Annotated in this window: 15 protein-coding genes and 1 pseudogene; 11 read left to right on the top strand and 5 right to left on the bottom strand. The window is 72.6% G+C overall.

The window, feature by feature from the left end; genetic code table 11:
* Nucleotides 1–59 precede the first annotated feature (59 nt).
* The 5 genes from ACRWK8_RS14735 to ACRWK8_RS14715 all read left to right on the top strand — a co-directional run bounded on the left by ACRWK8_RS14735 (nt 60) and on the right by ACRWK8_RS14715 (nt 6,459).
* Nucleotides 60–392: a CPBP family glutamic-type intramembrane protease gene (locus tag ACRWK8_RS14735; protein WP_431870933.1), complete on the top strand. Its 333-nt coding sequence runs from the start codon at nt 60–62 to the stop codon at nt 390–392.
* Nucleotides 389–1,150 carry a hypothetical protein gene (locus ACRWK8_RS14730; protein ID WP_431870931.1) on the top strand — a complete coding sequence of 254 codons (762 nt, stop codon included), beginning with the start codon at nt 389–391 and terminating at the stop codon, nt 1,148–1,150. Before ACRWK8_RS14735 ends, ACRWK8_RS14730 begins: the two co-directional genes overlap by 4 nt.
* Before the next feature lie 491 nt (nt 1,151–1,641).
* The gene (locus tag ACRWK8_RS14725) at nt 1,642–2,025 is read left to right on the top strand and encodes a cold-shock protein (RefSeq protein WP_378737743.1); all 384 of its coding nucleotides are present in this window, start codon (nt 1,642–1,644) and stop codon (nt 2,023–2,025) included.
* A 330-nt stretch (nt 2,026–2,355) separates the two neighbouring features.
* The gene (locus ACRWK8_RS14720; protein WP_378737741.1) at nt 2,356–3,111 is read left to right on the top strand and encodes a DUF3027 domain-containing protein; all 756 of its coding nucleotides are present in this window, start codon (nt 2,356–2,358) and stop codon (nt 3,109–3,111) included.
* A 225-nt stretch (nt 3,112–3,336) separates the two neighbouring features.
* Nucleotides 3,337–6,459: a sacsin N-terminal ATP-binding-like domain-containing protein gene (locus tag ACRWK8_RS14715; protein ID WP_431870928.1), complete on the top strand. Its 3,123-nt coding sequence runs from the start codon at nt 3,337–3,339 to the stop codon at nt 6,457–6,459.
* 114 nt (nt 6,460–6,573) lie between these two features.
* Here ACRWK8_RS14715 and ACRWK8_RS14710 read toward each other — a convergent pair whose 3' ends face one another.
* Nucleotides 6,574–7,419 (bottom strand): MOSC domain-containing protein, encoded by an 846-nt coding sequence (locus ACRWK8_RS14710; RefSeq protein WP_431870926.1) that lies wholly within the window; start codon nt 7,417–7,419, stop codon nt 6,574–6,576.
* A 124-nt stretch (nt 7,420–7,543) separates the two neighbouring features.
* Between ACRWK8_RS14710 and ACRWK8_RS14705 the strand changes: the two genes are divergently transcribed.
* Complete coding sequence (locus ACRWK8_RS14705; protein ID WP_431870924.1) at nt 7,544–8,110, top strand: TetR/AcrR family transcriptional regulator; 567 nt, start codon at nt 7,544–7,546, stop codon at nt 8,108–8,110.
* Complete coding sequence (locus ACRWK8_RS14700; RefSeq protein ID WP_378737733.1) at nt 8,107–9,669, top strand: MFS transporter; 1,563 nt, start codon at nt 8,107–8,109, stop codon at nt 9,667–9,669. The genes ACRWK8_RS14705 and ACRWK8_RS14700 overlap by 4 nt, the downstream gene beginning before the upstream one ends.
* Here the strand turns inward: ACRWK8_RS14700 and ACRWK8_RS14695 are convergent.
* The 3 genes from ACRWK8_RS14695 to ACRWK8_RS14685 all read right to left on the bottom strand — a co-directional run bounded on the left by ACRWK8_RS14695 (nt 9,636) and on the right by ACRWK8_RS14685 (nt 12,276).
* A complete protein-coding gene (locus ACRWK8_RS14695; RefSeq protein ID WP_431870922.1) occupies nt 9,636–10,313 on the bottom strand; it encodes a DUF6518 family protein in 678 nt (225 codons plus the stop codon). The two genes, ACRWK8_RS14700 and ACRWK8_RS14695, sit on opposite strands and share 34 nt — an antisense overlap.
* Before the next feature lie 126 nt (nt 10,314–10,439).
* Nucleotides 10,440–11,936 (bottom strand): DUF7059 domain-containing protein, encoded by a 1,497-nt coding sequence (locus ACRWK8_RS14690; RefSeq protein ID WP_378737729.1) that lies wholly within the window; start codon nt 11,934–11,936, stop codon nt 10,440–10,442.
* A gap of 52 nt (nt 11,937–11,988) precedes the next feature.
* The gene (locus tag ACRWK8_RS14685) at nt 11,989–12,276 is read right to left on the bottom strand and encodes a DUF2530 domain-containing protein (protein WP_431870920.1); all 288 of its coding nucleotides are present in this window, start codon (nt 12,274–12,276) and stop codon (nt 11,989–11,991) included.
* 221 nt (nt 12,277–12,497) lie between these two features.
* On the opposite strand from ACRWK8_RS14685, the gene ACRWK8_RS14680 reads away from it, so the two are divergent.
* A complete protein-coding gene (locus ACRWK8_RS14680; RefSeq protein WP_378737725.1) occupies nt 12,498–13,949 on the top strand; it encodes an NCS2 family permease in 1,452 nt (483 codons plus the stop codon).
* Between the two features lie 209 nt (nt 13,950–14,158).
* Nucleotides 14,159–15,589, top strand: coding sequence for an MFS transporter (locus ACRWK8_RS14675; RefSeq protein WP_431870917.1), 1,431 nt, complete (start codon nt 14,159–14,161; stop codon nt 15,587–15,589).
* Here the strand turns inward: ACRWK8_RS14675 and ACRWK8_RS14670 are convergent.
* Nucleotides 15,500–16,123 (bottom strand): annotated as a pseudogene (locus ACRWK8_RS14670) (TSUP family transporter); the annotation flags it as partial. The gene ACRWK8_RS14675 and the pseudogene ACRWK8_RS14670 sit on opposite strands and share 90 nt — an antisense overlap.
* Nucleotides 16,124–16,204: 81 nt before the next feature.
* Here ACRWK8_RS14670 and thpR point away from each other — a divergent pair.
* Together thpR and ACRWK8_RS14660 are read left to right on the top strand one after the other, a co-directional pair.
* The gene (thpR, locus tag ACRWK8_RS14665) at nt 16,205–16,795 is read left to right on the top strand and encodes an RNA 2',3'-cyclic phosphodiesterase (protein WP_378737721.1); all 591 of its coding nucleotides are present in this window, start codon (nt 16,205–16,207) and stop codon (nt 16,793–16,795) included.
* 141 nt (nt 16,796–16,936) lie between these two features.
* Nucleotides 16,937–18,133 carry an MFS transporter gene (locus ACRWK8_RS14660; RefSeq protein WP_431870915.1) on the top strand — a complete coding sequence of 399 codons (1,197 nt, stop codon included), beginning with the start codon at nt 16,937–16,939 and terminating at the stop codon, nt 18,131–18,133.
* Nucleotides 18,134–18,163 lie beyond the last annotated feature (30 nt).

The following is an 18,163-nucleotide window of genomic DNA, read 5'->3' as shown; positions in this document are numbered from 1 at the left end:
CACACCCCCACGCGCGAACCCCCGGTGCGGCGGCGACCACACCCGTCGCGGGTGAGTGGGTGGAGGAGGGCACCCGGGCCAGCCGCGCCGCCGGAGCCGGGGCCCTGCCCCTTGCCCTGACGGTGCTGACCCTGGCGGCGCTCACCACCCTTGGTCAGGAGTTCCTGTTCCGCGGGGTCGTGACCACGGTGCCGCTGCGCCACGGCGCGTTGGTCGGTGTCGTGGGCAGCGCGGTGGTGTTCGCGCTCATGCGCGGCGTCAACGGGCAGGTCGAACGGGTGCCACCCCGGGAGGCGCTCACGCGGTGTGAACCGTATGGGGGAGAATTCCTGGACCGAAACGGAGGGGGAGGGTTAAAAGGCAGGTCAATGTCGGCCAATATGGGGCCATGACCCAGCGCTCGGAACAAGTGGTACTCGACTATCTCTCCGAGGTCGGACTCGCGCTGTACGGTCGTGTGACGCCCCGGGAACGGACCGCCTACCTCGCCAGCCTGCGGGCGCGCATCGACGAACGTCGCGAGGCGGCCGACCTCGACGACGTCGACACCGTACGGCGTATCCTCCGTGGCTTCGGATCCCCCGAACACCTCGTGCGGGAGGAGCTCACCGGCCAGGCGGTCGACCTCGAGGACGACGAGATGATCCCGCCCAAGCCGCGGCACGCCGACCGTCCGCCACCGCCCTGGCGGGGCGGCCCCAACCAGGGGTTCATGTCCCTGCTGGAGGGGCCCAGCCAGACCGACCTGCGCATGGACGGCAGGGTCGCCCGCAAACCCGGGGTGACCCGCAACGGCCTCATGATGCTCCGGCACCACCCGCCCGAGGCCGTGGCCCTGCTCATGCTCGTCCTCGCCGGAGTGTGGTGGGACGTGGCCTTCCTGTGGGTGCTCGGCGCCGCGCTCATCGTGCTCAGCCAGGTGTGGAACGCCCGGGACAAGTGGGTCGGTGTGGGGCTCCCCCTGCTGGCCTGCGTGGTCGGCACGGCGCTGTGGACGGGTGAGGCGAAGTTCGTCGACCAGTACATCCAGCAGGCCCTGCCCGCCACCGGGGTCCCCGCGCTCGGTCTCACCTCGCTCGCGTGCGTGCTGTACCTCTTCCCGAAGGCCGCCCGCGCGGCCCGGGTCGCGGACCGTTCCGTGCGGAGCTGATCGGTCGGGGAACCCGAACGCCCCCGAACCGGTCCGTTCCGTCATTGGTTGGCAAACCCTGGGGAATAACCTTTTCCGGTCGGCCCGTTGGCGCGTATCCGCGGACGTCGGGTCGGGTATTCATGTCGGTACACCGCCGCTGTCGCATCGAGGCGGTGCACGACAGGTGGTCCGGCCTCCAGCTCGGGCACCGGCTCGTCGACGACGTCCCTGACTCCGCCGAGTCCCGTCCCACACTCCGCACCCAGCGGTGACGGGGCGCCGTCGACGCCACGAGGCCCGGGTGAGCCGTATCCGGGCCTCGTTCCGTGTTTCCGGGCCAGGGGCGGAGCGGTGGAATCGGACCCGCCCATAATCCCTCGCCTTGGTGAGCCCTCGGGCACTAATCTGGAACCACCCATGGAAACCAGGGGCCGCCCGGGGCGGGGGAACAGGTGGACCATCGTTTCCTACGTCGCGCGCGCCCGTCAGTGAAAGCATGAGGTCTCTACGTGCCCACCGGCAAGGTCAAGTGGTACGACGGCGACAAGGGTTTCGGCTTTCTCACCCAGGACGACGGCGGTGAGGTGTTCGTGCACTCCACCTCGCTGCCGACCGGAACCACCACCCTGAAGCCCGGCCAACGGGTCGAGTTCGGCGTGGCCGACGGGCGCAAGGGCGCCCAGGCGCTCCAGGTCAGACTCCTGGACACGCAGCACTCCGTGGCGAGGGCGCGCCGCAAGAAGCCCGACGAGATGGTGCTCATCACCGAGGACCTCATCAAGCTCCTGGAGAACGTCTCCAACGGCTACCGGCGCGGCCACCACCCCGACAGGCGCGAGGCGGCCCGGGTCGCCGCCGTGCTGCGCGTGGTGGCCGACGACCTGGAGGCCTGACGACCCCCGGGGTACCTGGTCAGGGGCCGTGGCGGACGCGTTCGGCGTCCACCACGGCCTTTTCGGCGCCTCGGGACCCTTCGATCGCGCCCGGTGTCCGCTGGCCGAAAAAACGGGTGACTTTCTGTCCCGAACCCCCGGAATCACGGTCGGTGGGCGCCCAGATCACCCGTATCCGCCGTCCCTGGTGGCACAAGACTCCGTCATGAGGTCGTATCGGCCGAACCTTGACCCGCGTTATGGTCAAATCGGTGCCCGCGATCAGTGAGAATGGTGAACGTGAGCCCTTCTCGACGTTCTCCTGTACCGGACAAAGCATGTGTCGACGCGGTGGATCTGGCCCGCTCGGTTGCGGCGGAGGTCGGGCGACCCGAATGGGTCGGTGAGCACCTCACCGCCCAGGTCGAGGACACGCGCCTGGTCACCCACTACTTCCAGTGCCTGGACCCCTCCTACCCGGGATGGACCTACTCGGTCACCGTCGTCCGCGCCTCGCGCGCCAAGGACGTCACGGTCAACGAGGTCGTCCTGCTGCCCGGCGAGGGTGCCCTGGTCGCTCCGAACTGGGTGCCCTGGAAGGAACGACTGCGCCCGGGCGACGTCGGTGTGGGGGACCTGCTCCCCACCGAAGAGGACGACGAACGCCTCGTCCCCGGCTACGCGCAGGTGCCCGACAGCGAACTCGACGCCGAGGGCATGGACAAGCAGATGGTGTGGGAGCTGGGACTGGGCCGACGCCAGGTCCTCTCCGAGGTCGGCCGCGAGCAGGCCGCGGAGCGCTGGTACAACGGCGAGCCCGGACCCCGCAGCCCCATCGCCACGGCCGCTCCGGCGGCCTGCGCCACCTGTGGGTTCCTGACCCCGCTCGCCGGTGAGCTGCGCCAGATGTTCGGCGTGTGCACCAACGAGTACGCGCCCGACGACGGCAGGGTCGTGTCCCTCGACCACGGTTGCGGAGCCCACTCCGAGGTCCGCCGCCCCGGCCCGCAGAACGAGCCGGTCGCACCGGTCGTCGACGAGATGGGGTACGACCACATCGTCTTCGACGACACCACGGAACTGGAACTGGTCTCCAGCGACTCCTGACGAGCCGACCAACACGGGCAGATCCACCTGAACAACGGGCCCCGTCGCACACGCGGCGGGGCCCGTTCCCGTCCCCGCCCGGCGCGCACGCCACGCGGTCCCGACCGGACCCGAACCGCCGCGGTCGTGGGCTAGGGTCGACCTACCACCAAGCTCGCCCTGTCGCTCCCGGCACACCCGTGTCGGGTTGATCGGACCGCGCGCCCAGCGCAGGAGGAGACCACCATGGCCGATCCGGTGACCGCTTCGGTGGACGACACCTTCGACACGGCCGAACTGCGCCGCCGCGTGCTGTCGGCGTGGGCCGACGCGCCCGCCCGCTTCCGGGAGGACGCCAACGCCGAGGAGGACTTCGCGCTCGGCGGGTACCGCGACCGGGTCGTGGTCGAGCTCGCGCAGAACGCAGCCGACGCCGCCCGCCGCGCGGGAGTTCCCGGCAGGCTCCTCCTCGCCCTCGACGGCGACCGCCTCACCGCCGCCAACACCGGCGCCCCGCTGACCTCGGAGGGCGTGGAGTCCCTGGCCACGCTGCGGGCCTCCAGCAAGCGCGACGACCACGGTTCGGCGGGCCGGTTCGGGGTCGGCTTCTCCGCCGTGGTGTCACTCAGCGACGACGTCACCGTGGACTCCGGCGGCACCGCCGTGCACTTCTCCGCCGAGCGGGCCCGCGCGGTGGTCACCGACCTGCTCGACGCCGACGGCACCCACGCCGACCTCGCGGACGAGGTGGGCCGCCGTGCCGGGCACGTGCCCATGCTGCGCCTGCCGTTCGCCGCCGACCTCGTGCCCGAGCGCCCCGAGGGCGCCTACGACACCGTCGTCACGCTGGTCCTCCGCGACGAACGGGCCCGCGAACGGGTCCTGGAACTGCTGGACCGCACGGGGGAGGCGCTCCTGCTCGCCCTGGAGGGGATCTCCGAGGTGCGCGTCGTCGTCGACGGCGAACCGAGGACGCTCACCCGCGCTCCCGGCGACGACGGCAACGACCTGGTCACCACCCACAGCGACGCCGGGGGCAGCCGGGTCACGCCCTGGCGTGTGCTGCGCCGGTTCGGCGAGTTCGCCGCGCACCTGCTCGCGGACCGCCCCACGGAGGAACGCGAACGTTCCACGTGGTCGCTGACCTGGGCGGTGCCCGTGACCCCTGACGGAAGCGTGGCCACGCTGCCCGCCGACGTCGAGCACGTCGTGCACGCGCCCACCCCCACGGACACCGAACTCGACCTGCCCGCCGTGCTCATCGGCACGTTCCCGCTGGGCGCCGACCGGCGCTCCGTGCAGCCGGGCGCCGCCACGGACCTCCTGCTCATGGAGGCGGCCGACGCCTACTGCGCGCTGCTGCGCCGCTTCGCCCCCGCCGCCGCCCTCGACCTCGTGCCCGCCACCCGGGTGGGCGGCGGAGCCGTCGACGCGGTCTTCCGCACCCGCGTCTCCGAACCGCTCCAGGACACCCCGTTCCTGGCCACCGCCGCCGGTCACCCGGTCGCCCCCCGCGACGCCGTGCTCGTGGACACCGGGGGAGCCAGCGGTGCCGCCGACCTCGTCGACCTGCTGGTCGACCTCGTTCCCCCGGTGCTGCCCGGCTCCTGGAGCCCCCGCCACCCGGCCCTGGCCGCGCTGCGCGTACGCCGTCTGGGCCTGGCGGACCTCGCCGACCTGCTGGGGGACACCCAGCGTTCGCCGGAGTGGTGGCGCGGGCTCTACGCGGCCCTGAGCACCGCCGGGAACGGCGGTGCCGACCTGGACGAACTCGGCTCCCTGCCGGTCCCCCTGGCCGACGACCGCCTGGTCCGTGGTCCGCGCTCGCTGCTGGTGCCCACCGACGACTGGGCGCGGGTCGCGGACGCCGAGGGCAACCGGCTCGACCCCGCCGTCCTCGCCACACTGGGCGTGCGCGTGGTGCACCCCGAGGCGGCCCACCCGCTGCTGCTGCGCCTGGGCGCGGTGGAGGCCGGTGCCGCCACCGTCCTGGCCGACCCCCGCACCGAGGCGGCGGTCCGGGACTCCTTGGACGCCGAGGACCCCGAACCCGTCGCGGAGGCCGTCCTCGACCTGGTGGCCGCGTCCGGCACGACGGTCCGGGACGCTCCCTGGCTGTCCGAGCTGGCCCTGCGCGACGACGAGGACGGTTACTCGATCGCCGCCGAACTCCTCGTGCCCGGCGCTCCCCTGGCCGACCTGCTGGTGGACGACGCCCCGTTCGGCACGGTCCACGACGACCTCGTCCAGCGGCACGGCACCGACGCCCTCCGGGCCGTCGGCGCCCTGTGGGAGCTCACCGTGGTGCGTGCCGAGGAGGCCGCCCTCGGTGAGGCTCCGCTGGCCTTCGAAGGAGCCGGAGACGAGGGCCCGGACGGTCTGGACGACTGGGCCGACGACGTCCTGGAGCGCGTGGGCGACCCCGAACTGCCGCCGGTCGTCCCCGAGCTGGTGTGTGTCGCGGACCTCGACTACGTCTCCGACGACGCCTGGCCGCAGGCCCTGGCGATGCTCTCCCGGGAGCCGCTGCGCGAGGCGGTGGTCGAGCCCGCCCGCCTGCTCATGCCGGACGGTCGGGTGGTCGACGTGCCGTCCTACACCGCCTGGTGGCTGCGTACCCGGGCGCTCCTGGGCGGACGCGCTCCTGTGGAGCTGCGCACCGCCGACGCCGAGCCCGCCCTGAACGGGCTCTACGACGAGGTGCCCGCCGACGTCGACCCGGAGTTCGCGCGGGCGCTGGGGGTTCGCACGACCCTCTCGGACCTGCTCGCGGACCCGGACGGCCCGGACGATCTGCTCCAGCGGTTGGCCGACCCCGCGCGGCACGTGAGCCGCACGGCCCTGCGCCGCCTGTGGACGGCGCTGGCCGAGGTCGACGCCGACCTCGTCTCCCCGCCGTCGCTGGTGCGTGCCGTGAGCGAGGGGGCGATCGTGGTCGCCGACGCCGAGGACACCGTCGTGGTGGACTCGCCGGACCTGCTGCCCCTCGTGACGGACCGGCCGCTGGTGCTGGCCGAGGCCGCCGCCGCCGAGCGGCTGGCCGACGTGCTCGACCTGGACCTGGCGTCGGAGAGCGTCACGGGGAAGGTGAACTCGGCAGGGCGTGTCCGCGCGGTCCCCGACGAGGCCGCCCTGTTCCTCGCCGGGGAGTCGGACCGCACGTACCTGCACCACCAGAAGCTGACCGTGGACGGTGTGGAGGTGGAGTGGTTCGTCGGGGACGGCGCGATCCACGCCTCCGGGGCGGAGGGACTGGCCCGGGCCCTGTGCTGGCGGGCCGGCCAGTGGTCCCGCCGCCACCTGCTCGCGGCCGTCCTGCGGGACCCGTCCTCCGCCGCGCGCCTCCTGGCCGAAGCCGACCTGGAGTAGCTCCGTCGCGGCGTCCACCGCCGTCGCGCCCGGCGTCCACCGCCCGGCTCTCCAGGACACGTGGTCGTCCGGGGGCGTGCTCCCCGCTCCTGGGGACGCGCCCCCACCACGCGACTACGCCTCGGGGCTCTCGGCCCACTCCGTGACGTCCAGGGCGTCGCCCACGGACACCGTGCCCGGGCCGGTCACCGCGAACTTCGTGCAGAAGGCCACCCCGCCGTCCGCGACGCGGCGGTACGCGGCCAGGGCGCGCAGCGGCTGGGGGCCGCGCTTCTCCCCGGTCTCCTGGTCGATCGTGGTGACCGTGCAGCGGGTGCACATCTTCGCGTAGCCCAGCTCGGCGGTGCCGATCCGGACCCGGCGGATCAGGTCCTCGGTGTGCGGCTCGGGCCAACCGGTGACGATGACGTTGGGTCGGAACCGGGCCATCGGCACCGGACGCCCACCGTCGGCGACGATGCGCTCGTTGAGCTGGTCCAGGGAGGTCATCGAGCCGATCACGGCGGCGTGGCCGTCCGCGAAGCCCGCGGTGCCGGGGGTGACCCCGGTGGTCACGCGCCGGTTGTCGTCGGGGACCCGGACCAGGCGGCTGGCGCGGCCGAACAGCTCGGTGAGCCACCCGGCGACCTCGTCGCCCTGGTCCACGCCCACGAGGGGGTTGTTGTGCACCGTCACGTCGAGCCGGGGGCCCTCGGGGTCCACGTCCACCTTGACCGGTGAGAACCCCTCGGTGCTCAGGACCAGCCGGGAGCCGTCCGGGGTGAGGTCGGGCACGATCCGCGCCATGTGCGGGTCCCTGCGCTGGCTGCGGAAGTCGCCGGAGTCGTCCACCACCATGAACGAGCGGTCGTGGGTGATCCCGGCGGAGGTGAACTCGGCGGTGCCGAGGGGGAGTCCGGCGCATCCCTTGACGGGGTAGACGGCGAGGGAGGACACGCGGGCGGTCGGAGTGGCGCTCATGACGACGACGCTACCGGCCCCCTCCCGGAGCGGCGGACGAACCCTCGCGGAACCTCGTGGGGCTCGGCGGTGTGGTTCACCTCACACACCGTAACTGTACCTTCTGGAAGGTACAGTTACTCCCATGCGACCCAGTTCCCGCACCCTCATCCTCGACGCCGCCGTCCGGGTGACCGAACGGCAGGGCATCACCGCGCTGACCCTCGACGCCACCGCCGAGGAGGCCGGACTGACCAAGGGCGGCCTCCTCTACCACTTCCGGACCAGGGACGACCTGCTCCTGGCGATCCAACGCCACCTCGTCCAGGGCCTGGAGGAACAGCTCGTCGCCGAGCTCGGTGTCCCCTGGGAGGGGGCCACGCCCGTGGAACGAGGCGGCGCCTACGTTCGCGTCATGATGCGCGGCGAGGTCCGCCACGCCGACCTCGCGTTCATGGTGGAGTCCGAGTCCAACCCCGAGCTCGCCCGGATCTGGGACGAGCTGATGGAACGCTGGGTGCCCGTCCCTCAGTCGCTCGACCCGCGCGGACTGGACCTGTTCCTCGCGCGTCTGGCCGCCGACGGGCTCTGGATGTTCAAGGCCACCCCGGGGAACCCGCTCTCCGAGGAGGTGGCGCGGGCCCTGCGGGACCGCCTGGACCGACTCACCACGGCGGAGCCGCGGCCCTCCGACACCAAGGAGGACTCATGAGCGACGCGCACGAGGTCGGGACCGCACCCGTCTCCCGAGCCAGACGCTGGCTCGTGCTGGCCGCCGTCTCCGCCGGGCTGCTGCTCATCTCGGTGGACATGACCGTGCTCTACACGGCCCTGCCCACCCTCAGCTCCGACCTTCGGGCCAGCGCCTCCGAACGGCTCTGGATCATCAACGCCTACCCGCTGGTGATGGCGGGCCTGCTGCTCGGCGCCGGGACCCTCGGGGACCGGGTCGGCCACAAGCGGATGTACCTCGTGGGACTCGTGCTGTTCGGCGCGGCCTCCCTCGTGGCCGCCTACGCGGTCAGCCCCGCCATGCTGATCGCCGGGCGCGCCTTCCTGGCGGTGGGCGCCGCCGCGATGATGCCCGCCACGCTGTCGCTGATCCGCGTCACCTTCGTGGACGAGCGCGAACGCGGGATCGCGATCGGGGTCTGGGGCACCATGGCCATGGTCGGCGCGGCGGTCGGGCCCATCGTCGGCGGGGCGCTGCTGGAGTTCTTCTGGTGGGGTTCGGTCTTCCTGGTCAACGTGCCGATCGTGCTGGTGGCGCTCGTCCTGGCCGCCGTGGTCGCGCCGGGCGGTTCGGGCAGCTCCGACCGCCCCTGGGACCTGCTCGCGTCCGTGCAGGTCATGGTCGGCCTGGTGGGTCTCGTCTACACGATCAAGGAGCTCACCGGCCCCGAGCCGTCGGTCCTGGCGGTGACGGTGGCCCTGGGCGCCGCCGTGGCCGGGATCTGGAGCTTCGTACGACGCCAGCGCGGGCAGGCCTATCCGCTGGTCGACTTCGCGCTCTTCCGAGACCCGCGCATCCTCATCGGTGTGCTGGCGGCCGGAATGGCGATGTTCGCGCTGGCCGGGGTGCAGCTGGTCCTCACCCAGCGCCTCCAGCTGGTCCTGGGGTTCACCCCGTTGCAGGCGGGCACGACCGTCGCCGCCATGGCCCTGGGCGCCCTGCCCGTGGGTGTGGTCGTCGGAGCGCTGCTGTACCGGGTGGGCACCCGGCCGATGATCGTCGCCGGGCTGCTCACCTCCACCGTGGGGACCGTGGTGGTGCTCCTGACGGCCTCCGCTCCACTGCCCTGGACCGTCGCCGGGCTCCTGGTGATCGGCGCGGGCACCGGTGCGGCCATGACCGCCGCGTCCGCCGCGATCGTCGGCAACGCCCCCGCGCACCGGGCGGGCATGGCGGCCTCGGTGGAGGAGGTCTCCTACGAACTGGGCAGCCTGACCGGGGTCGCGATCCTGGGCAGCATGATGGCCGCCGTGTTCGCGCGGACCGTCGTCCTGCCCGACGGGGCGCCCGCCTCGGCGGCCGAGGGTATGGACGAGGCCCTCGCCGCCGCCCGCGACCTGGACGCCGCGAACGCCGCCGAGCTGGTGTCCGCCGCCGCCCGTGCCTTCGACAACGGCTTCCTGGTCACCCTGGCGATCGCCGCCGCCGTCCTGCTCGCCTCGGCCGCGTTCGCCTTCCTCCACAAGCGCGGCTGGAACGACGAGGCCGTCGGTGCGTCCGCCGGTCAGGGGAACTGCACCAACAGGTCGATGGAGTAGACGAACGGGAAGACGGTGGCGACCACGGCGGCGGCCGCCACCGCGCCCGAGGCGGGGAGGAAACGGGGGAACCGGCGGACCACGGCCCAGACGAGCAGGGCCGCGCCCGCCGCAACCGACCCCCACCAGTACGCGGCTGGCGTGGTGGCGGCGATGACCGTGAGGCCGTACACGCCCTCACCGACGAGCAGACCGCTCACCGCGCCAGCCGCGAGGGGCACGTACCCGGAGCGCGTCCTCAGGGCGTGGGCGCCCCACCCGAGGAAGGGGCCGACGACGACCGCCGCCGTGCACCAGAAGAGTGACGAGCCCAGGGAGGGGTGGAAGCCCCTCAGAACCGAGGCCAGGTCGTACCCGGCGACCATGGCGAACAGGGTGAGCACACCGGCCGCGATCGCGAACCCCCGCCGCCGGGCGGGGTAGGCGAGGAGGAGGGCGGCCACGCTCCAGGACCCCGACGAGTTGGCCAGGGGCGCCAGGACCTCGGGGAGCAGCCCCTGCGCGTACGAGGTGAGGACCCCCACCAGCAGCCCGCCGCCGACGGCGAGGGCCAGGACGAACCACGGAGACCGCTCCCCAGCGGGCGCGGGCCGGGCTCCGGGTTCGGAAGCGGTCTCGTCGGGGCCGGTGTCGGTCGTGCTCACGGTGGGGTCCTCGGTGCGTCGGTGACGGGACGTGTCGGCCCCGTGAGGCCGACTCCTGGGTCCTATCGCCGGGTCCCGCCCCGCCGGTTCACCGGTGGGAGACCGGACCGCCCAGGCCCCGGCGCGTCACCGGGCGACGCGGAAGAAGCCCTCGGAGATCAGCGTGCGCAGCGCCTCCGGGGTGCGCTCCCGGATCATCACCGGGTCCTCACCCATGAGGTCCGCGATGGCGTCCAGCAGCGGACCGACCGGCATGGTGCCGTCGCAGACACTGGCCAGCGCCGCCTCCACGGTGCCGATCCGCGCCACGCGGCGCAGACCGTCGCGCTGGCGCAGCAGGATCTTCTCCGGGTCGGGCGCCCCCGGCACGGCCACGCGCTCCTCGACCACGTTCGGCGCCAGGGCCACGTGCGCGGCCAGGAGGGCGGCGTCGGTCAGGCGGTGGGCGGTCATCGCGCCGTCCACCACGTCCGGCAGGTAGGGGCCCACCGGCTGCTGGACGTCGTGCCGCAGCTCCTCCACCCGCACGGTGGCGTCCTGGGCGACGTCGTTGCGCAGGCTGATCCAGCCGAAGCCGATCCCCTTGATGCCCTCGCGGTCGAAGTAGTCCAGCCAGGCGTCGTAGCGGCGCGTGTACTCGGGGGTGCCGTGCTCGCAGGAGTCGCGCAGCCACAGCTCCACGTACTCGGCGGGGTCCTGGACGTCGCGCTGCACGACCCAGCCGGAGCAGCCCGTGCCGGTGATCCAGCCGCCCACCCGGTCCTGCCAGTCGTCGGAGTCGGTGTGCGTCCAGTTGGCGAGGAACTGTCCCCACCCGCCCTCGGTGAGGTGGGCGGGGGCCTGCCGGACCAGCTCGGCGCAGACGGTGTCGCCGGGCAGGTCGGACTCCCGGTAGGTGTACCGGGCCGTCTCGGGGGTGATCACGAACGGCGGGTTGGACACGATGAGGTCGAAGCGCTCGTCCCGGACCGGCTCGAAGAGCGAGCCCTGGGCCAGGCGGGCGCCGGTGATCCCGGACAGGGCGAGGCTGATCCCGGCCAGTCGCACCGCGCGCGGGTTGAGGTCGGTGGCCACCACCTCCCGGGCGCGGGAGGCCAGGTGGAGGGCCTGCACACCGCAGCCGGTGCCCAGGTCGAGGGCGCGTTCGTAGGGGCCGTCGACGATCAGTCGGGAGAGGTTGGCGGAGGCGCCGCCCGCGCCGACCACGTGGTCGGCGCCGGGTACCCGCCCGCTGCCGGGCCGGACCTTGGGGTCGGAGACGACGAAGCCGGGGCGGCCGTCCTCCAGCTCCCAGGGGCCCAGGTGGACGAGGGCGCGGACCACCGGGCCGTCGGCCCCCTCCTCGACGGTGACCAGCCCCGCGTCCGCGAGCTCGTCGACGGGGAGGATGGCACGGGCCGCGCGCGCCGGAATGGGGGCCTGGAGCCACCACAGGCGCAGGAGCAGTCCGAGGCGTTCCTCCCCGCCCGTGGCGCGGAGTGCGGGCACGAGCTGCTCGCGGGCCAGGGCCTTGGCGGCGGCGTCACCGAGGCGGTCGCGGACCCCGGACACCGTGTAGTCGGCGTCGATCAGGGTGCCACGGAGCCGGTCGGCGAGTCCTCGCGGGAATTCTGTCTCAGACACCAGCCCATTATCGGTCAGGTGACGAGGTGCCCCGGTGCGCCGGTGGCACGGTTCAGGGGGTTCCGGGCTCGCGGGGGGCCTCCTCGGCCGACCGTCCGACCGCCCGATCCGCCGCCTCGTCGCGTTTGCGGAACAGGTACGGGATGTAGAGGAACCCGAACACCCCGAGGGCGATCCCGGTCACACAGACGCCGATCCACCACTTCTCGGAGGAGGGCAGGCCGTCTCCCATGACGAGGAGCACCACGAGGGCGATCGTCCACGCGACCGTGCCGATGGCGGCGGGGACGCGGTAGTCGCTCTCGTGGACTTCGGGGTCGGGCTGACGAGGTTTGGGCACGGATCCAGGCTATCCGCTGGCACCCGGCGGGCGCGGTAGCGGTGCGATGACGCGAGGTCAGCGGGGAGATGCCTTGGTCACACCCGATGATCCGATCTCCCCTTCATATGGCGATTTCTATGAAATTGATGTGAAACGGGTGTCGGGTGTTGTACGAAGATGCAACTAATCTGGCGCAGAATCCTTGTTGTCCAGTAACACGACCAGGTCAGGCTGACGACGTGAACGCACCGACTCCCTCCTCCACTGACGAGCAACGACGCCCCAAGGGCGCGGTGGACCGCTACTTCCGCGTGTCCGAGCGCGGCTCCACCATCGGCACCGAGGTCCGCGGTGGCATGGCGACCTTCTTCGCCATGGCGTACATCGTCGTCCTCAACCCACTGATCATCGGTACCGCCGAGGACGTCAACGGCGACACCCTGGGCATCCCCGGCGTCGCCGCGATGACGGCCCTGGTCGCCGCGCTCTCCTGCGTGCTCATGGGCGTGGTCAGCCGTTACCCCTTCGCCATCGCGGCGGGCATGGGCCTCAACGCCGTGGTCGCCTACGGCATCGCGCCGCTCATGTCCTGGGCCGACGTCTTCCTGCTGATCATCATCGAGGGCGTCGTCCTGCTCATCCTCGTGCTGACCGGCTTCCGCACCGCGGTCTTCGCCGCGATCCCGCCCGGTCTCAAGGTGGCCATCGCGGTCGGTGTGGGCCTCTTCCTGGCACTCATCGGACTGGTCAACGCCGGTTTCGTGCAGGCCGGTGAGGGCACCCCGGTCCAGCTCGGCGACGGCGGCCTCAACGGCTGGCCGATCCTCATCTTCGTCATCGGCCTGCTCCTGAGCATCGGCCTCTACGTGCGCAACGTGCGCGGCGCGCTGCTCATCGGCATCGTGGCCACCACGTTCGTCGCCATCGCGGTGGAGACGCTCCTCGGTGACGGCGCCGACGCCCTCGGGTGGGGCCTGACCGTGCCGAGCCTGCCCACCAGCCCCGGCGACCTGGTCGCGCTCCCGGACGTCTCCCTGCTGGGCCTGTTCCTCGACGGCGGGCTGGCCGGTCGCTTCTCCGACGTGGGCGTGGCCACCGTCGTCATGCTCATCTTCACCCTGCTGCTGGCGGACTTCTTCGACACCATGGGCACCATGGTCGGTGTGGCGCACCAGGGCGGGCTGGCCGACGAGGACGGCAACATCGAGGGCACCCGTGAGGTGCTGGTCGCGGACTCCCTGGGCACGGTCCTGGGCGGCATCGGCTCCGCCTCGGTCGCCACCCTCTACGCGGAGTCCGCCGCCGGTGTCGGTGAGGGCGCCCGAACGGGTATCGCCCCGATCGTCACCGGTGCGATGTTCCTGGTCGCGACCCTGTTCACGCCGCTGGTCACCCTGGTTCCGTTCGAGGCGGCCACCCCGGTCCTGGTGATCGTGGGCTTCATGATGATGACCCAGGTGACCAACATCGACTTCAAGGACCCGGCCATCGGCATCGGTTCCTTCCTGGCGATCATCATGATGCCGTTCACCTACTCGATCGCCAACGGCATCGGGTTCGGCCTGCTCGCCTTCGCCTTCGTCATGCTGGTCACGGGCCGTGGCCGCCGCGTGCACCCGCTCCTGTGGCTGATCTCGGTGATCTTCCTGATCCACTTCGCGGAGGCGCCGATCTACGCGCTGATCGGGTGACCTCCTGATCCGCTGAGCCGTGTCGGACCCCGGGCCGACGTCCCCGAGCGGGGGCGTCGGCCCGAGTCGTGTACCAGGGGAGGGGAATGCGGGGCGGGGTGGGTATCGTTGCGTGAAGTGATGAGTCAACGCCGTTTACTTCTCTGCCCCCGAAACCACGTCCCGGTGGTCGCCTCCGCCCCTCCCCGGTGTCCGACGGGGAGGGACTGATGCGCCGCATCGCGATGTTCCGTTCCCTGGGCGTGCGCAACTACCGCATCTACGCGCTCGGTCAGCTGGTCTCCAACCCCGGCACCTGGATGCAGCGCATCGCCCAGGACTGGCTGGTCCTCCAACTCAGCGGAGGCAGCGGTATCGCGCTGGGAATGACCACCGCGCTCCAGTTCCTGCCCATGCTCTTCCTCGGGCTGTGGGGCGGCGCGATGGTCGACCGCTTCGACAAGCGCAGGCTCCTGATCATCACCCAGGCCAGCATGGGCGTGCTCGCCGTCGGCCTCGGTGTCCTGGCCACGCTCGGCGCGGCCGAGGTCTGGCACGTCTACCTGTTCGCCCTCGGCCTCGGCCTGATCACCGTGCTCGACAACCCGGGGCGTCAGGCCTTCGTCCCGGAGATGGTCGACCGGGACCTGCTGCCCAACGCGATCGCCCTGAACAGCGCCAGCTTCCAGCTCGGCCGCGTCACCGGTCCCGCCGTCGCCGGAGTGCTGATCGGCCTGGTCGGCAGCGGACCGGTGTTCATGGTCAACGGGCTCTCGTTCGCCTTCACCATCGTCGCCCTGCTGCTGATCCGCACCGCCGACCTCAACCCCACCGAACGCGTCCCGCGCGGGAAGGGGCAGATCCGCGAGGGCCTGCGCTACATCGGGGGCAGACGCGACCTGGTGCTGCTGCTGGTCCTCGCCGGGGCCGTGCAGTTCTTCGGCGCCAACGCGCAGAACCAGATCGCCCTCATGGTCAACAACGTGTTCGAGGCCGGGGCGACCGCCTTCGGCGTGGCCGCCGCCGCGCTCGCGGTGGGCGCGCTGGCCGGGGCCCTGCTGGCCGCGCGCCGTGAGCACCCGCGCCTGAAGCTGGTACTGATCGGCGCGATGGGCTTCGGTGCTACCCAGCTCGTGGCTGGCCTGATGCCCGGCTACGTCGCGTTCGTTCTGGTCCTGGTCCCGATGGGCGTGCTCTTCATGACCTTCGTGACCACGCTCAACGCCACCTTCCAGCTGAGTGTGGACCCCCAGATGCGCGGCCGGGTCATGAGCATGTTCCTGCTGGTGTTCATGGGTGTGGCGCCGATCGGCGCGCCCGTGGTGGGCCTGATCGCGGACGCCTTCGGACCCCAGGCCAGCCTCCTCACGGGCGGCGCGGTGACCACCGTCGTGGTCGGCGTGCTCACGGTGCTGCTGATGCGCGTCAGGGGCGTGGCCGCGCGCGACCTGCTGCCCCGGCGGCGGCGCGGATCCGGACCCGCGGGATCAGGCGGTGACCACCCGGGTGACCATGGAGACCGAGCTGACCGCGAGCAGCACCAGCACGGTACGGCGGAACAGCTCGGCGTCCAGCCTGCGGAACAGGCGCTCACCCACGAGGGTGCCGATCAGCAGGGCGGGGACACCGACCACCAGCAGGCCTCCGACCTGCGGCGTTAGCTGACCGCCGAAGCCGAACCCCACCAGCGTCGCCACGCTCGTCGCGGAGAAGGTCACGGCGAGTGTGGCCCGCTGGACCCGGGGTTCCAGTTCGGCCAGTCGCGAGCCCTGGAGCCCGGCCACCATCAGCGGGCCGTCGATCGCCGTGGAGGCGAACGCGGCGCCTGAGAGCGCGCTCATCCCGGCCACCGCCCCCATACCGCCGGGGATGCGCACCCTGCGCCACACCAGGACGGTGCCGAGGACGACCGTCACCGCGATCAGGACCAGCAGGACCTGCTCGGAGAGCACGTTGAGCGCCCACAGCCCGAACGGCACCCCCGCCAGGGCGCACACGAGCAACAGGACGGCGGACCGCCGGTCCACGTGTGCCCGGTCCCGCAGCGCGACCCACAGGTTCAGCGGGACCGCCAGGGTCGCGGAGACCACCACCGCCGTGACCGGGTCCAGGAGCAGGGCCAGCGGCGGCACGGCGGCCAGGGAGAACCCGAAGCCCGCGGTGATACGGATCAGGGCGGCGAGCGTCAGGACCACGAACACACAGGCGAGGACGTACACGGAGGCGGCTCTCAGGACGAGGTGGCGGGCGGCGGGGGTCGAAGGGATGATGATGTCATGACCCTGTTCGTCGCGCTCTGGCCGCCCGACCAGGTCCGGGACCGTCTGGAACGGGCGGTGCGCGCCGCCCGCCCCACCGCGCCGGAACTGCGCTGGAGCCCGCCGGAGCGCTGGCACCTCACCCTGGTCTTCCTGGGGGAGCCCGCCGTGCCCGTCGCGGAGCTCTCCACCGCGCTGGGGCGGGCCCTGGAGGGGTGGCCGCCTCCCGAACTGGCCCTCGACGGCTGGGGCGTCTTCCCCCGAACGGACGGGCCGGGGCACCGCGCGTCCGTCGTGTGGGCGGGGGTGCGGGGCCACGGGCTCCCGGAGCTCGCCGGGGTCCTGACCGACGCGGCCCGTGACGCGGGCGTGCCCGTCTCGTCACGCCCCTTCGTGCCCCACGTCACCCTCGCCCGTGCCCGCCGCCCCCGCGACGTGACCCGGACCCTGCGTGCCCTGGGCCCGGCGCCCGCCACCGGCTGGCGGGCCGACCGGGTCTCCCTCGTCGAGAGCCGCCCGTCGGGGCCGGACCGCTACCGGACCGTCCGGAGCTGGGGACTACCCTGGGGTAGCGAATCCCAACGAGCACCGGAGCGGGGCACGTCATGAGCATGCTCACCAACAACCGCAAGCAGCGCTGGCTGCTGCCAGTGGTGCTCGGTTCGATCATGCTCATCGTGGTCCTGGGAGCCCTCTTCGGCTGAGCCGGCTTGACCCTGACACCGGTGTCAGGGTCCTAACGTCCGGGCCATGACCACTCCCACGCTCCGTTCCGGCTGGCTCGCGTGCCTGGCCCTGACCGCGTTCGCGGTCGGGACCGACGACCTCGTCATCGCCGGACTCCTGCCGGTCATCGCCCTGGACCTCGACGTCGGCGTCGCCGCGGCGGGGCAGCTCGTGACCGTCTTCTCCCTCACCTACGCCGTGGCGGCCCCTCCGTTGGCAGTGGTCACCGCCCGGATGCCCCGCCGCACCCTCCTCCTCGGCGGACTCGCGGTGTTCGCCCTGGTCAACCTGGTCACCGCCCTCGCGCCCACGTACACCGCCCTCATGGCACTGCGGGTGCTCGCCGCCCTGGTCGCCGCCGCCCTCACCCCGGCCGCCTTCTCCATGGCGGCCCGGCTCGCCCCGTCCGGACACACCGGACGCGCGGTGGGCGCCGTCGCCGCGGGGCTGACCGTCGCCCTCTTCCTGGGGGTGCCGATCGGCGCGCTGCTGGGCTCCGCGTTCGGCTGGCGCTCGGCCTTCGTGGCCGTCGCCCTGCTCACCGGCGCGGTCCTGCTCGCCTCCCTCCGGTACCTTCCCCCGCTCCCGGGGGCGCCCGAGGCGGGGCTCCGCGCACAGCTGCGCCACCTGGGCCGTCCCGCGATCCTGACCTGTGTCACCGGGACCGTCGCCGGGGCCACCTGCGGGTTCATGACCTACACCTACGTCGCCCCGATCACCCGCGACCTCACCGGAACGGGCGGCGCGGCCCTGGCCCCGCTGATCGCGGTGGTGGGCGTCGCGGGGGCCGTCGGGACCTTCCTGTGCGGAAGGGCCACCGACCGTTGGGGCGCCGACCGGGTCCTGCTCGGCACCTTCGCCGGGATGGTCGGGACCAGCCTCCTCCTGGTCCTGCTGGCGCTCCCCACCAGCGTGCCGACCTGGGCCCTGGCAGGTGTCCTCGCCCTGTGGGGGTTCGCGGCCTGGGGGTTCGCCGCGCCGATGAGCGCCCGGCTGCTGTTCCTGGCCGGGAACGCGGGCACCGAGGCCCTCGCCCTCAACACCGGAGGGCTGTACGTGGGCACGGCGGTGGCCGGGGCCCTGGGCGGCGCGGTCGTCGCGGGGTACGGGGGAGCGGGGGTCCCGGTGGCCGCCACCGCCGTGGGCCTGGCCGCGCTGGGGTTCATGGCGCTCTCCGTGCGCTGGTTCCCCACCAGCGGGCACCGCGAGAGGGTTTCGTAGTCTGGTGGGGGGGGGGGGGGGGGGGGGGGG

The sequence above is a fragment of the Nocardiopsis eucommiae genome, from assembly GCF_965344335.1.
GTDB lineage: Bacteria > Actinomycetota > Actinomycetes > Streptosporangiales > Streptosporangiaceae > Nocardiopsis > Nocardiopsis eucommiae.
This window is presented reverse-complemented; position numbering and strand designations above follow the sequence as displayed.